Annotated in this window: 12 protein-coding genes; 4 read left to right on the top strand and 8 right to left on the bottom strand. The window is 44.0% G+C overall.

The window, feature by feature from the left end; translation table 11 throughout:
- Positions 1-29 precede the first annotated feature (29 nt).
- Both OC193_RS09475 and OC193_RS09470 read left to right on the top strand, forming a co-directional pair.
- Entirely contained in the window at positions 30-491 is a 462-nt protein-coding gene (locus OC193_RS09475; protein ID WP_048663598.1) for a methyltransferase family protein, read from the top strand.
- 152 nt (positions 492-643) lie between these two features.
- On the top strand, positions 644-2,272 hold the full coding sequence (locus tag OC193_RS09470) for a trypsin-like serine protease (RefSeq protein ID WP_048663596.1): 1,629 nt from the start codon (positions 644-646) through the stop codon (positions 2,270-2,272).
- 121 nt (positions 2,273-2,393) lie between these two features.
- Here OC193_RS09470 and OC193_RS09465 read toward each other — a convergent pair whose 3' ends face one another.
- The 6 genes from OC193_RS09465 to hutC all read right to left on the bottom strand — a co-directional run bounded on the left by OC193_RS09465 (position 2,394) and on the right by hutC (position 9,794).
- A complete protein-coding gene (locus tag OC193_RS09465; RefSeq protein WP_010438254.1) occupies positions 2,394-3,119 on the bottom strand; it encodes a DUF3581 domain-containing protein in 726 nt (241 codons plus the stop codon).
- Between the two features lie 226 nt (positions 3,120-3,345).
- On the bottom strand, positions 3,346-4,878 hold the full coding sequence (gene hutH / locus OC193_RS09460; protein WP_048663594.1) for a histidine ammonia-lyase: 1,533 nt from the start codon (positions 4,876-4,878) through the stop codon (positions 3,346-3,348).
- 14 nt (positions 4,879-4,892) lie between these two features.
- Complete coding sequence (gene hutU, locus OC193_RS09455; RefSeq protein WP_048663592.1) at positions 4,893-6,587, bottom strand: urocanate hydratase; 1,695 nt, start codon at positions 6,585-6,587, stop codon at positions 4,893-4,895.
- A gap of 78 nt (positions 6,588-6,665) precedes the next feature.
- Positions 6,666-7,730, bottom strand: a complete 1,065-nt coding sequence (gene hutG / locus OC193_RS09450) for a formimidoylglutamase (protein ID WP_048663591.1) — start codon at positions 7,728-7,730, stop codon at positions 6,666-6,668.
- Positions 7,717-8,967 carry an imidazolonepropionase gene (hutI, locus tag OC193_RS09445; protein ID WP_048663590.1) on the bottom strand — a complete coding sequence of 417 codons (1,251 nt, stop codon included), beginning with the start codon at positions 8,965-8,967 and terminating at the stop codon, positions 7,717-7,719. Before hutI ends, hutG begins: the two co-directional genes overlap by 14 nt.
- Positions 8,968-9,080: 113 nt before the next feature.
- Positions 9,081-9,794, bottom strand: coding sequence for a histidine utilization repressor (hutC, locus tag OC193_RS09440; protein ID WP_048663588.1), 714 nt, complete (start codon positions 9,792-9,794; stop codon positions 9,081-9,083).
- A 181-nt stretch (positions 9,795-9,975) separates the two neighbouring features.
- Between hutC and OC193_RS09435 the strand changes: the two genes are divergently transcribed.
- Positions 9,976-10,719, top strand: a complete 744-nt coding sequence (locus tag OC193_RS09435; RefSeq protein WP_048663587.1) for a sporulation protein — start codon at positions 9,976-9,978, stop codon at positions 10,717-10,719.
- 555 nt (positions 10,720-11,274) lie between these two features.
- Positions 11,275-12,477, top strand: coding sequence for a tyrosine-type recombinase/integrase (locus OC193_RS09430; protein ID WP_048666450.1), 1,203 nt, complete (start codon positions 11,275-11,277; stop codon positions 12,475-12,477).
- A 98-nt stretch (positions 12,478-12,575) separates the two neighbouring features.
- Here the strand turns inward: OC193_RS09430 and OC193_RS09425 are convergent, their stop codons facing one another.
- Both OC193_RS09425 and OC193_RS09420 read right to left on the bottom strand, forming a co-directional pair.
- On the bottom strand, positions 12,576-13,082 hold the full coding sequence (locus OC193_RS09425) for a hypothetical protein (RefSeq protein WP_048666449.1): 507 nt from the start codon (positions 13,080-13,082) through the stop codon (positions 12,576-12,578).
- 381 nt (positions 13,083-13,463) lie between these two features.
- Positions 13,464-15,074 carry a hypothetical protein gene (locus tag OC193_RS09420; RefSeq protein WP_048666447.1) on the bottom strand — a complete coding sequence of 537 codons (1,611 nt, stop codon included), beginning with the start codon at positions 15,072-15,074 and terminating at the stop codon, positions 13,464-13,466.
- Between the last annotated feature and the right edge of the window lie 39 nt (positions 15,075-15,113).

Genomic DNA, 15,113 nt, shown 5'->3' with positions numbered 1-15,113 from the left:
TAACAATGGAATTGTTAATAAGGAAAACTATGAGATTTCTTGAGTTAAAAGTACCACCGGTTGCTCTGTTTATATTGGTAATAGTTGCGTCTTATTTCTGCGCTCAACAACTAAGTACGGCGGCAATAGCATTGCCTTATAAGCTAATCGTTTTAGGTGTTGGAATCGCATTGAGCGGCGTGGTTGGATTATCCGGTATCTGGGAATTTCGAAAACAGAAAACGACCGTTAACCCGATCAAAGTCGAAACCGCTTCGGCAGTCGTAGACAGCGGCATTTTCGGCTACACCCGAAACCCAATGTATCTAGGGTTATTCATTTTACTATTCTGCGTTGGCTACTACTTTCAAAACATCTTCAGTATCTTACTCAGCTTCGCGTTCGTGATTTACATGAATCAATTCCAAATCAAGCCAGAAGAGCGTGCTCTAGAACAATTGTTCGGCGCTGAATATGTTGATTACAAACAAAAGGTTAGGCGTTGGATCTGATGTGGATTCAAAGACAATTAAGTAATTAGATAAGAACTATTATCATTTAGTTGAGCTTCATCACAAAAAAATATAACCAATGTTTCATATTGTGTTTTTATAAAATAGCCTGCACATCATTATTAAAAGATATAAAAGGCTAGGTAATAAAAATGGTTCAGGCTAAATGGTTGTCGCTAGGTATCTATGCAGTGAGTCTGTCTTCAACGTCGGTGTTGGCAGATGTTTCAGCTCGAATTATCAACGGTAAAGAAGCAACACAAGGCAATTGGCCATTTATGGCTGCGCTAGTCTCAAGGAACGTGAACGCTTATGACGGTCAGTTTTGTGGTGCGAGCTTCATTGGTGAGCGATATGTATTAACTGCCGCTCACTGTGTGGAAGGTAATGGTCGTGAAGATCTAGATGTGGTGATTGGCGTATCAAACCTTTCTGCCTCTCAAGCCGCACAACATAGATACGCTGTTGATAATATTTATGTACATGAATATTACAACTCTGCAGCGACAGGCAATGATATCGCCATTATTGAGCTCGTAGAAAAGCCAGCTGAGTCTGTGGTTAATCTCGTTGATGGTTATGTTCGCGGTAACCTCAATGACGGCCAAATGCTAACGGTCATGGGCTGGGGTGATCAGGACGCGTCAGATGGATATTCATCGAAGAGTGAGTTGTATCAAGTTAATGTTCCCCTAGTTAATCAGTACCAATGCAACACTGTTCCTTACAGTGGCTACTCTTCTATTGGTAGCGACGCATTCTGTGCGGGATATAGTGATGGTGGTTATGACTCTTGCCAGGGTGACAGTGGCGGTCCAATTGTTGTCTCGACTAATGGGGTATATGAACAACTGGGTATTGTAAGTTGGGGTAAAGGATGTGCAGAGGCTAACGCTTACGGTGTCTATACCAACATTAGTTACTTTGATGATTGGATTGATGAGCAGAAAGCAGGGTTTAGTTACCGTCAAGTGGAGATGCTAGGTGCAAGATTATTGGCTCCTATTTCACATACCTTTGAATTCACAAATAAATCTGATCAAAACATTCAAGTAAACCGTGTTTATCCAATTTCAGGTAATGATACTGTTATAACAGACAATGGATGTAGCACTTTAACTGTAGGGCAAAGCTGTGAAGTAGTGGTTAGTTATAACCTAAACTCAATCGGTGAACATGAATTTGGTATTAATGTTGACACTGACTTGTTGGTAGGCACGGTTACTTCAACTGTTTCTGTTATAGGGGCGAGATCTGTAACGAATACTGTAAACTCTTATGTCAGTGTACCTAACAGTGGCATTTACAACACACAAGCTTGGATTACAGAAGGTGATTCGTTGTCCTCACCGCCGATTAGCCACGGTACATCTGCAGCGCTTATTGTTGAGGGGATTCCTGCTGGTACGGTTTCGTTTGACCTAACTGCATCGTCTGAAGCTGATTATGACTTTGTTGAGGTTTATAGTAACGGTCAAAAATTTGATAGTGTCTCTGGTGAGTTTTCTGGTTCGGTGAACCTACCGTTAGTTAGAGATGCTGACAACAGCTTTATGATTACATATGTGAAAGATTCGTCTGGTTCTTCAGGGAGCGACAGAGTTACGATCACAAACTTTGCGTATACCGATGAGATAAAGATATCTAAGTCTGAAGGTACGCAGAACGCAAAAAGCTCAGGTGGCGGCAGCGGCGGTTCACTGGCTTGGCATTGGTTACTCGTCCTTTTCGGTGGTTTGATTGTACGAAAGTTACCTTCGGCACTGAAGTTAAAAAAGTAACCAGTACAAATATAATTTGATGCTTAAAAACTAAAAAGCCCAGCTTGAGGATATCAAGCTGGGCTTTGTTGGTCTTGTTCTAGAGCTTATTTACAGCAATATGTGTAAATAAGGATGCTGATTAAGCGGCAGCTGCGAACTGAGCTAGAAACATCTCTTTACGTTCGTTGAAGCGGTTTACTAGGTCATCGACAGAAGCTTGGTCGTATGGCTTAAGGCCACTTGCTACCATGCGTTTCACGCCTTTACCTACCACTTCGCCGTCCTCTTTGAAATCGAAGTTCAGTGTCACGATGCCACGCTTGCCTTCAACATCAAAAGTCGCACCAGAGAATTCAACTTCTGGGTGGGATAGGTCTAGGCGAGTAAATTCAACTTCCATGCTCTCGTAAATAACAAGAGGGCGTTGGCAGTTGATCATCATCTGTTGCTCTTCCATAAGAGGAACCATGATGTGTGGGAAGTTCATACCAGAGAACTTAACGTAGTTTGTTACTACGTGTTCGATGAATGCTTGATCGTGGCTTTTCTCACCTTCACAAGACATGTGTAGGTATTCTTTGCCTTTCTCGTCAACCAGTGAGCTTTCTTTTTCACACTTGTTGTCAACGCTAAGCGCAATACCGTTACCAACCATACCTGAAAAATCAAAACGCATTTTTTGGCTGATGCCTTCTTTCTGCAGAAGAACTGCAAACAAAAGATCGCCAGGCACGCAGAAGCGCTTGTTGTCTTCATCGTGAATTGGGTTGAAGTCAGCGGCTACTTTTTTAGCAAAGTGGCTAGCCTGTTCACGAGTGAATTGAAATTGATTGTCTTCAGTAGAAAAGTAAGGTGTCAGAAACATAGTATCGCTATTAGTCATCAAATCTGGGGTGGATTATAGCTAACTAACTTCGTTCTAATGGTCTATCCAGTTAACTTTGCTTATATATCAGTTAATTAGATAAATACGTTGGATGGTATGTGACGATTTTAAGAGAGATATGGCCTCTGGCTCAATGCAACAAGGGCTAATCGATAGCCCTTGTTTATATGACACTCTAATGAGTGTTGTTCAGAATGTTTTTGCTTTAAAAGCTACACAGAGTGCCTTCTGGCATTAGGTGATTATGAACGGATAATTTGAGCAATAAGTTCGCTTGTTCAATATCCGGTGCAAAATATCTGTCTTTGTCGTAGAAGCTGACTTTTTCACGCAAAATCTGTTTCGCTTCTTCCACACGAGGAGAAGATAGATTCGGAGCGCGGAAGTCTAGCCCTTGTGCTGCTGCTAAATATTCTACAGCCAATATCCCACGGGTATTTTCAGCCATGTATCTAAGTCTACGTGCTGCGAAGGTTGCCATTGATACGTGGTCTTCTTGGTTTGCTGATGTCGGAAGACTGTCTATTGACGCAGGATGCGCTAAGGTTTTGTTCTCACTTGCTAATGCTGCTGATGTTACTTGAGCAATCATAAAGCCTGAGTTTACGCCGCCGTTATCGACCAAGAAAGGCGGTAGTTTGCTTAGCGCGCTATCAATCAGCAGCGCCATTCTTCGTTCTGACAAGCTACCGATTTCAGCTATTGCTAATGCAAGGTTATCGGCAGCCATTGCGACGGGTTCTGCGTGGAAGTTACCCCCTGAAATAATGTCGCCATCGTCAGCGAAAACTAACGGGTTGTCCGATACCGAGTTCGCTTCAACATTTAAAATTTCAGCTGAATTACGAATCTGCTGTAAGCAAGCACCCATCACTTGAGGCTGACAACGCAGTGAGTAAGGGTCTTGAACCTTTTCACAACACGTGTGTGATTCACCAATCTCACTCTTTTGATCAAGCATATGACGGTAAGCAAGCGCTGCATCCATTTGGCCACGATGACCACGAACGCGGTGAATACGAGGGTCAAATGGGCGGCGACTACCGAGTGCTGCTTCAACAGACATTGCTCCACACACAGTCGCCGAAGCGAACAAGTCTTCCGCTGCGAATAGACCTTCTAATGCAAAGGCCGTCGATGCTTGAGTACCGTTTAACAGCGCTAAACCTTCTTTAGGAGCAAGTGTGATTGGCTCAAGGCCTGCGATCTGCATTGCTTCTAGGCCAGTGATGATCTTGCCGTTGTGACGTGCTTGGCCTTCACCTAGCAGTACCGTACTCATGTGGGCGAGGGGAGCAAGATCTCCAGATGCACCAACAGATCCTTTTTGTGGAACGCATGGGTAAACCTGTGCGTTCACAAGATCGATAAGTGCATTGATCACCTTGAGTCGGATACCAGAGTAACCGCGAGATAAGCTGTTAATTTTTAACACCATCATCAAGCGCACAGTTTCATCAGACATGAATTTACCAATGCCCGCCGCGTGAGAAAGCACGATACTTTTCTGTAGTACTTCTAAATCTTCAGGGGCTATTTTAGTATTCGCTAATAAGCCAAAACCTGTATTGATGCCATATACCGTGCGATCTTCAGCAATCACTTGCTCGACAACGTGCATGCTCGCTTCAATATCAGGGATAGCTGCAGGGTCGAGTGACAGGTTCACAGGACTACGGCTGATTTTACGCAGTTCAGATAGGCCTAGTAGTCCTGGCTTAAGTAATAAATTCAACATGTTCTCTCCAGACATTAAAGGCGACGAAGTTCTTCGTTTAGCATAGGTAAATCAAGCTTCTGCTCTTTTGCACACTGCTTGGCAATATCGTAACCTGCATCAGCATGACGCATAACGCCGGTTGCTGGGTCATTGTGAAGTACGCGAGAAATACGCTGCGAAGCATCTTCACTGCCGTCACAACAAATCACCATGCCTGAGTGTTGCGAGAAGCCCATGCCAACGCCACCACCGTGGTGCAAAGAAACCCAAGTTGCCCCACCCGCGGTGTTCAGAAGGGCGTTCAATAGAGGCCAATCAGAAACTGCATCAGAGCCATCCATCATGCCTTCTGTTTCGCGGTTCGGGCTTGCTACTGAACCTGAATCTAGGTGGTCACGACCGATAACAACCGGTGCTTTCAGTTCGCCATTTTTCACCATTTCATTGAATGCTTGGCCTAAGCGTTCACGATCTTTCAAACCGACCCAACAAATACGAGCTGGCAGGCCTTGGAACTGAATACGTTCACGCGCCATATCTAGCCAGTTGTGTAGATGTGGGTTGTCTGGAATCAGTTCTTTTACTTTTTGGTCTGTTTTGTAGATATCTTCTGGGTCACCAGATAGGGCAGCCCAGCGGAACGGTCCGACGCCCTCGCAGAATAAAGGTCGAATATAAGCCGGAACGAAACCTGGGAAATCAAACGCGTTTTCTACGCCTTCTTCTAGTGCCATTTGGCGAATGTTATTACCGTAATCCACGGTCGCTGCGCCGCGGTATTGCAGGTCTAGCATCGCTTGTACTTGAATCGCCATAGATTGCTTAGCGGCTTTCACCACTTTTGCTTCATCAATGGTGCGCTCTTGTGCGGCTTTCTCCATCGTCCAACCTTGCGGCAAGTAGCCGTTAAGAGGATCGTGGGCAGAGGTTTGGTCAGTCACCACATCAGGTGTGATATTGCGTTCGACTAACTCTGGGAAGACGTCTGCGGCGTTACCTAATAAGCCAACAGAGATTGGCGTGTCTGATTCTTTAATCATAGCCATTGCTTCATCTAAGCTGGTGGCTTTTTTGTCTACATAGCCAGTACGTAAGCGGTAGTCGATTCGTGATTCATCACACTCAACCGCGATCATTGAGAAACCAGCCATTGTTGCCGCAAGAGGTTGAGCGCCGCCCATGCCGCCAAGGCCGCCTGTGAGTACCCATTTGCCGTTTGCTTCGCCTTGGAAGTGTTTCTTCGCAATCGCGACAAAGGTTTCATAAGTACCTTGAACGATGCCTTGTGAGCCGATGTAGATCCAGCTACCGGCGGTCATTTGACCGTACATCATCAAGCCTTCTTTATCGAGCTCGTTGAAGTGCTCCCAGTTGGCCCAATGTGGAACAAGGTTAGAGTTAGCGATCAACACGCGAGGTGCGTTTTTATGAGTCGGGAACACGCCTACAGGTTTACCTGATTGAACAAGCAGCGTTTGGTCGTCTTCTAAACGCTCTAATACTTCAACAATCTTGTCATAACATTTCCAATCACGCGCTGCGCGACCAATACCACCATACACAACCAGTGCATGTGGGTGTTCTGCCACATCAGGGTCTAGGTTGTTCATTAGCATACGCAGTGGTGCTTCTGTTAACCAAGATTTAGCGCGCAAAGTGGTGCCATGAGGTGCGCGAATTTCGCGAGTCGTGTCGAGACGAGGGTCACTGTTGTGGTGTTCCGTCATTTTGGAATTCCTTCTGTTTCACGTTATATCGTTGTAGTTGTAGTTGTAGTTGTAGTTGTAGTTGTCGGTATAGCTGGGTCAGTCGCTGGCCATTGCAGAGGCAATATCCCAACACAAACGAGCCGCCAATCGAGCCGTTTGGCCATCGACGTCGTAGTCTGGGTTATATTCCGCAATGTCCGCGATAATGAGTTTTTCACTGTGTTTAAAAATCTGTTCTAGAAAAGGAGCGAGTGTTTCATAGCTCACGCCTCTTGCCGCTGGTGCACTGACACCCGGCGCAGTCGCCGCAGGGAAGACATCGAGATCAATGGTGAGATAGAGGTAATCACACTCATCGATGAATTTTTGCAACTTAACCAATTGAGCGACTTGGTTTACTTGGGTGATATCGCGGTCGTGTTCATACCAAACGCCTAGTTGGCCGGCTTTGTTGAACAGTGCTTTAGTATTGCTGGCTGCACTCACACCAAGACACGCGTAATGAAATGGCCACTGATGTGAATGGCAGTAATCGCTGATCTGGTTAAAAGGCGTGCCTGAACTCGGTTTAACGTCAGCGATGTCGCTTTCAAATTCACGAAGATCAAAGTGAGCATCAAAGTTAACGATGCCGATCTTAGGTTTGTGTATAGGCTGATCTTTATCAAGACGTTCAGCTTTATGGAGGCGTTCCGCTTGATGTAAATGCTCAGCGAGCCCTTGGAACGATGCCCAAGCCACTTCGTGACCGCCGCCAAGGGTAATCACTTTGCTGGTAGCTAAAGCATTGGCAATCAAAGAAGCACACTGTTTTTGACTGACTTCTAATTGACCATCATTGCACTCGATATCACCGAGATCCGCGATGTGTGCGTCACTGTGCCAAGCCATATTCGCCAACGCTTGACGAATCAGGTTAGGTGCTTGTTTCGCGCCCACGCGTCCTTTATTTCTGGCAACTCCGGCATCGCTGGCAAAGCCAACTAAGGCGATAGCGCTGTCAGTCAGCTCGTCACTTGAATCACTACTTTGCACTTGCTTGGTAATGTGATGAACGCGAGTGCCGAGTGCGCCATCTTCAAGATCATTGCGGCCATTCCACACAAAGTTATGCACGGTTTCTACGTTTTCTTGAATACCGTTGGATTTAGATTGAGTCATGACACACCTCGCCATTAACAATGCGTTTATGCAGATGAGGAACACCGACTTGATAACTTAGATCGGCAGGGTGATCGATATTCCAGATCGCTAAGTCAGCGGCATAACCCACTTCGACTTTGCCTTTGGTTTGTGAGTCGCCAATGGCTGCGGCAGCATGACAAGTCACACCGCGCAACGCTTCTTCAGGCGTCGTGCCAAACAGGGTGCAGCTCATGTTCATCATTAGCGTTAGGTCAGCAAAAGGAGAAGTACCGGGGTTTAAGTCGGTCGCTATCGCCATCGGAATGTTGTGTTCGCGAAGTAGGGCAATAGGTGGCTGTTGAGTCTCTTTTAAGAAGTAGAAAGCGCCGGGAAGCAAGGTGGCAACTGTGCCTGATTCCGCCAGTACTTTTACTCCGGCTTCATCAAGGTATTCAACATGGTCAACAGAGAGTGCGTCGTATTTTGCTGCAAGTGCGCTGCCACCCATATTCGAGAGTTGTTCTGTGTGGCCTTTAATCGCTAGCCCATGTGCTTTGGCAGCTGCAAAGACGCGTTCGGTTTGTTCTAGGTTGAAGCCGATAGATTCGCAGAACACGTCAACTGCATCAGCTAACCCTTGCTCTGCAGCTTTAGGGATAATCTCTTGGCAAACCAGATCAATATAACGATCGGGCTGCTCTTTATATTCAGGTGGTACAGCATGGGCTGCGAGGAGAGTAGTGGTGATCTTAATACGACGATGATTTTCTAACGCTTTAGCCGCGCGTAACATCTTCAGTTCGTCATCAAGCGTTAAGCCATAGCCAGACTTTACTTCAACACTTGTGACGCCACTTCTTAGCAGGCCATCGAGTCTCGGTAACGCCATTTCAACCAGTTCAGACTCTTGTGCTGCGCGTGTGGCCGTGACTGTCGCTAGAATACCGCCGCCTTGCTTAGCGATGTCGGTGTAAGACACACCATTCAAACGCTGTTCAAATTCGTTGGCGCGGTTGCCTGCAAATACAAGGTGAGTGTGGCAATCAATTAGCCCTGGGGTGACGAGCTTGTTTTTGCAGTCATAGGTGGTGTAATCCAAAGAACCATCAACACTTACTTGTTCTAACTCAGAAGCAAGTGTGCCTTGGTTTGAACAAGAGATGGACACGATCTTACCGTCTTCGATAACAATATCTCGAGGGGAAGAGGGCTGATAACCGTCGACTCCCGAACTCATGGAGACCACTCGTGCGTTTTTGAGGATCAAATTCATAATCACCTAGATCTTTGTTAAACATTAAATGTATATACAAATAAATAGGCTAAACGCTGACCCGAATCAAGTTGATGTTGCAAAAATGTGATCGGCGATCGGGATGATGTTCTTTAATCTAGGAGTATCTTGGAGCTTAATTTGTATTTAGAGCCAGGATGATAGAGCAATGCAAAGCTGATGAGGCGTTCTTTGCTCCATGTTCTTCTATTCAAAAGAAGGCAAGGCTCTGATTCAGAAAGCTTTAGTGACGTTCTGATTTGTAAATCTGGAATAATGGCTTCAACCGTGTGTTCGATAGCACTTAACGGGCAGCTTTTTGAAAGGTATTCGTTGGGTGTAGAGCTTGAAAAGTCTTGCTCTAGGTATTTTGGAGCGGCTTGAGAGTTCACCCAGCGCGCTTCCAATTGTATCGGTGTATTGTCGGCAAAGTGGATGATTTCACTATAAAATACTTCAGCGTTAATCATCACACCTAACCGTGTAGCCGTGCTTTCATCAGCCTTGATGCTATCGTGTTTGATAACTTGGCTAGTATACGTTTGGCCACGGTCTTTGATCTCTTGCGCGATGTTGTTGATATCAAGCAGAGGAGATTGCGCTTTTTCGTCAGGCTCACAAACAAAAGTGCCCAGTCTTGGCTTCCTGATGAGCTTGCCTTCAGACACCAGATCTCGAATGGCTTTATTGACCGTCATTCGACTCACATTGAACTGCTCGGTGAGTTCGAGTTCAGTGGTTATCTGGTAACCCACTGGCCAGTGACCACTGGTGATATTGTCGTCTATGAACTGTTTTATCTGAAGGTAGAGCGGCGCTTTCGACATAATGAAACCTTATTTGACTATACAAATAGAGTAACGGAATTTTTCACGATTTCAACATTTCCTCAGGCAATGTGACCTTATTCAACATAGATGGGGCAAATTGCTTGATTCTGTGAGGCAAGTGTCGCAAATTGTCACGCAATAACTATTCGTAAATCAGATAATTAGAAAGAGAAATAATATGTTTAAGAAATTAAAGGCCTCGTTGGGCATTGGTGCAGCAAAGGTTGATACCGTCTTAGATAATATTGAAGTTTTCCAAGGTGGCGAGTTGTCAGGCAATGTTCACATTGTTGGTGGCGACGTTGAGCAACAAATCGACCTGATTAACTTGGTTCTCAACACAGAAGTAAAAGTAGAAACAGAAGACAGCACTAGCTATGAAACTTTTTCACTCGGTCGTATTCAAGCCGTAGAGCCTTTCGTTATCCAACCGGGCGAAACCAAACTGGTTCCATTCCGTCTTAAACTGAATGATGAAACGCCAGTCACCGCGTTGAACGCACAAATGAACCAATGCCATGTGTGGGTCGAAACCAATCTAGATATCGGCTTCGCGATTGATCCTAAAGACCGTGACTTTATCTCCGTACACCCACTGCCAACAGTCGCTAAAATCATCCAAGGTGTGGAAGCATCGGGCATGGCAATGGTGAAGGCAGACGTAGAGAAGGGCTTCTTAAAAGGCAATAGCTTTGCTTCACGCTCTGGCTGTTACCAAGAGATTGAATTTCGCAGCGGCGGCTTCATGAACAACAAAGAGATCGAGCTGTCATTCATCGTTGATGGTTCTATGGTCCACTGCTTAGCAGAAATCGATCGCTCAATGAGCTTCCGTGGCGACCAATACATCTCATTCAGCTTGCCAGTTAACGCGGCCGACTCAGACATCCGCAACGCTGTATCAAGAATCATGAGTGCGTAGTTAGCTCTCTGTTAGTAGTCGCTTTGTTTAATAATAAGTACAATATGACTTCTAAAGCCGAACTTAAACGTTCGGTTTTTTTGTATTGTAGATAAAGCCAACGAATTACTGATTGAGCTATGGGTTAGGCGTTAGAAGGATCTATATAGAAGAGACATTTCAGTCATATAGTTTTGTGGTGCTGCGGGACTAACATTGTCATTTCATATTATTTCGTTACAATGTTTGGCTACTCACAAATGGGGCATCTGTATTTGCTTCTATGTGGGTATCTTTATTATGCATATATCCCCAATCAGCGTACTAGTTGATTGAAAGACATATATTAAACATTTTCATGTGTTGCTTGGTGTGTCTCAAGACGTGAATCTCCCTTCTTATTGCAATCCCTCTTTACCATTCATACCCCTTGATAGAACCCTTTCAATACAATCGCTTAACAAAAAGAACGTCATTCAAAATATTTGGTGGATACTAGCTCATAATGATTAGAATACACTTGCATTCATATTGGATTTGTACCAAATTTGTACCAAATATTTTTGGTACAAATGAATGGCAATCACAGATGCTTGGCTAAGAGCCACACAAGGTAAGCCTTACAAAGGGCAACCCGAAGTCACCCATAGAGATGGCTTAGGCGTGCGTGTGAGCCCTAAAGGTAAAGTGACCTGGGTTTACCGCGTAACCTACCTAGGTAAAGCCATAAAAATGAAACTTGGCGAGTACCCAGCGATGAAGATGCGCGATGCATTGCGGGAGCGTGAAAAGAAAGCTGAGTTAGTCATCTTAGGCATTGACCCAAGAACAGGCATCAACCCTTCAGACAAAGCCCTTCCAAGTACAGTAAACGACTTAATCGACTATTGGGTTGAACACCACGGCAAAGACAACGTAAAGCAGTGGCAAGCACTAGAGAAGATGTTTAGAACAGACATCAGCCCATATTTAGGACAACGCCAAGCCAAACACCTTGAACTGACCGATTACATGCCAGTATTTCAAAAGGCTAAGGTTCGCGTGAGTGCAAAGCATTCAGCAAACCTTATGTCGCGCTTCAAACAAGTGCTGTCTTATGCGGTACGCCACGGTTTACTCAAATACAACATGCTTGCAGAAGTAAAGAAAACCGATGTAGGTGCACCAACCGATACCAAAAAGAGCAAGCAGACAGAAGCTGGCGTCAAAGCACTATGGAAAGCTATTGATGACATAGGTGTGCATGAGAGCAATAAAAACTTCCTACGCCTGATGATGATATTTGCCAACCGCAGTAACGAGCTGCGCTTAGCGAAGAAGCAAGACTTCGATTTAGAAGCGCTAGTGTGGACAGTACCAGCAGAGAATAACAAGATCAGGAAAAAGCAGGGCGGGGCAATTCGACGTGCGATTCCGCCATTGGCAAAAGAAGTCATTCGAAACCAGTTCGCCATTTATCCTGATCTAGACATCATGTTCCCACCAGTGAGAGTTGAACATGACAGGCCAATGGCCGAGAACGTGCCTGTAGAGTTTGGCCGTAAGTTAGCTGATGCGATAGAGGCGGCAGGTTTCCCTAGAACTACCAATCACGACATGCGCAGAACAGCCCGTAATATGTGGGAAGCGATGGGTGTTCCATTTCATGTGGCAGAGACTATGCTAGGTCACAAAGTGCACCGTGGCGTACAGAGCCACTATTTGGATTACGACTATTTAGATGAGCAGAGAGAATCTTATAGTTTATGGGCTGCTTTTATTAAGTGTGAAAATGGATAGTTTTAGTTGTAGTAACTCACAATTGGACAAGAAATTATTTATTGTTTTTATTCTAAAAGACTTCCGCCAGATTAGAAAAAGTATCGTTTGTGAGGTGATTACACGTGTTTTGGTAATTTTGATAGTTTGTCATCCCTTATCCAGCCTCGAACAGTCACACTTCGTGTCGCCATGAAACTCAATGAATAAGGTACGTTTGAGCTTTGGGTCGATAGCACATTTTTTATCTTCTGCGATGTGCCGAATATTTTCAGCCAAACTTCATAACCATACTTCTGCTCAATGTTTAATTTGCATTTGCAATAACGTTCGTCGGAATTGTCACCATCAATCAGAGCTATTATGGTAGCCCAAATCAGAAAGCTATCACTTTCAGATAAAAAGTAACATTTACGCTCAATGCTTCGCTTTACGTCAGGATGTAATGGATAAGATGAATTACATATTTTCTTGAGCCAAGCTCTTTTGGCTAGCATAGCGACTGTATCAGACTTACTTTTACCCAATTCACTCCGAATCTCTCTTAACTCAGAGAACCAATAACTTGGATCAGGCAAAGCAGATAATTCGTCGGCTAACGCTTGCAAAAAATCAGTTTCTTCCATATTTGCCTCTATTATCTAACGCACGGTTAATGTGTAAATAAAATCCCCAAAATACATTAATTAACAAATACATAAAAATAATTTATAAGAAATTCATACCATCCATGTAGCAAATATATAGCTTTTAATTTGCATAAGATCCACTAAGAATGATGAGTAGAATTTCACGATTCTTAAAACACAATTGGACAGAAATAATTTAGACTATTTAATTAAATCGTAAATCATCGAATTAATTCTAGTATGGTAACTTGCCTTGTCGAGTTGCCCTATTTCACTGGTGCAGTACAGCTCAAAAGCCAATAGCATACTTATAATCAAACAGCCCCTCGGGGCTGTTTTTCACTCCCTGCGTAGGAAGAAGGCGTTGAATCGTCAGGCCTAGCAGCGAGCAATGACCTTTTCATCAAGGAGCCACTCTAGGTCTTCTTCGTATTGAGCTGGGGTTATTTCTATATAGTTTGCTTTTTGACAAACTAAGCCAGCAAGCTCAGAACCAAGTATTCCGAAGTTTGAGCCAAAACCTGGAACTAAGATATATCTCCCTGAACGGCGTTGTTCATTCGTGATTTTGTCAGCGTTGGTGGCTGCAACATCAAGCAAGAATAGTTTTCTTGAGTAGTTAATCCTGTTTTCTTCGATAGTGTACTGTGAATTAGATATGGTGATCTGACAATCTGCTAGTACCTCTGTTTCCACACGTTCAATCTCATTTAAGTCGTAGCCGTCTCTTATTAAGTTGACGAATACATCGTCTCTAACTCCTAGAGCGGTTTCAAAAATTGCATGCTCAAACTCAACAGGTGTAAGGTACTGAATGTGCTGAAATTCGCGTCGAAGTCTGATTAGTATTGATTTAACTTGAATGAAAGTATGAGTGTCTGACATGGTTAGCATATGTTCCAAATCGCCTCTTAATGAAGCGTAGTAACCTGCCCCGTCCAAGTACTCGATAAACTTCGCATCAGGGTATTTTTCTTTTGTGAATTGTCTAGATGATGAGGTTTGGTCTACTACCTTGTGTGAGACGCTACCGCTATCACCCGCATAGAATTGTGACTGAATAAATAACTTGGGTTGCCAACCTTCCGTTTTGTATGGGAGAACGAAGTCATACGCTCTTGTTTTTTTCTTACGTTTTCCCCCTTCAGTAACCATCTCTTCGCCGATCACGACATCTGAAGTATTAAAGTCAACATCAGGCTTAAGCCCCATTTCTGTCAGTTTTTCTCGCAATATATTTTCAGGAATGTGTCCGCCACTAGCAGAAACCGAGCCTCTTACTTTGAAAATTGTGCATGAGCTAATCAAATACCTAGCCATATCTTCTGATTGGCTACTTAACTTCATAAACGATGAGCACATTGCCCAAAGTTGCAATACATCTTCTTCGTCTTCAAGTATTAAAGAAACATATTCAACAAGGTACAGCTTTAGGTATTGTCTCAATGAAAAGGTAGGCTCAGTAGTAACTAGAGTGTCATACTCTTGAATCCCACCTACATAGCAGGCGGCTAATTGTCTTGCAACATAGTCAGCTTTAGTCGTGTTGGGGAGAGGTTTAAGGGTGAACTTGATGAGCTTTTTACCACTCCCTCTCTTGGGAATGGAGCTTGAAATTTCATCTTCTTTGAGTTTAATCAAAAAGTGGTTCTTGAGATTATTGTCCGTTGCTCCTGTTGCGAGAAACAGCAAGTTAAAGATTGAGTCATAGTAGTTAGTTAGGGCTGACTCGTCTTCAAAAAAACTGACGCCACTAGTAAATGAGGAACTAGACATTACAATTGCATCTACTAGATTTTCAATAGTGCAAAGCTCCATTTTTTCGAAATTATCTAAGTACTTAGACAGATTTCGAATACAATTACACAGAGACGATATTTCAGTATTGAACTTATCAGTGTCCTTAATTCGTTCTAGTTTTGGGGTTAACCACTGCTCAAACTCTGCGAGTTTATCTGGCACACTTAGGTTTTCCGAAGGTAGTTTCATGCTTTAACACCACTGCATAGTGACTAAAAAAAGGTTATA

This window comes from Vibrio crassostreae (assembly GCF_024347415.1).
Taxonomy (GTDB): Bacteria; Pseudomonadota; Gammaproteobacteria; order Enterobacterales; family Vibrionaceae; genus Vibrio; species Vibrio crassostreae.
This window is presented reverse-complemented; position numbering and strand designations above follow the sequence as displayed.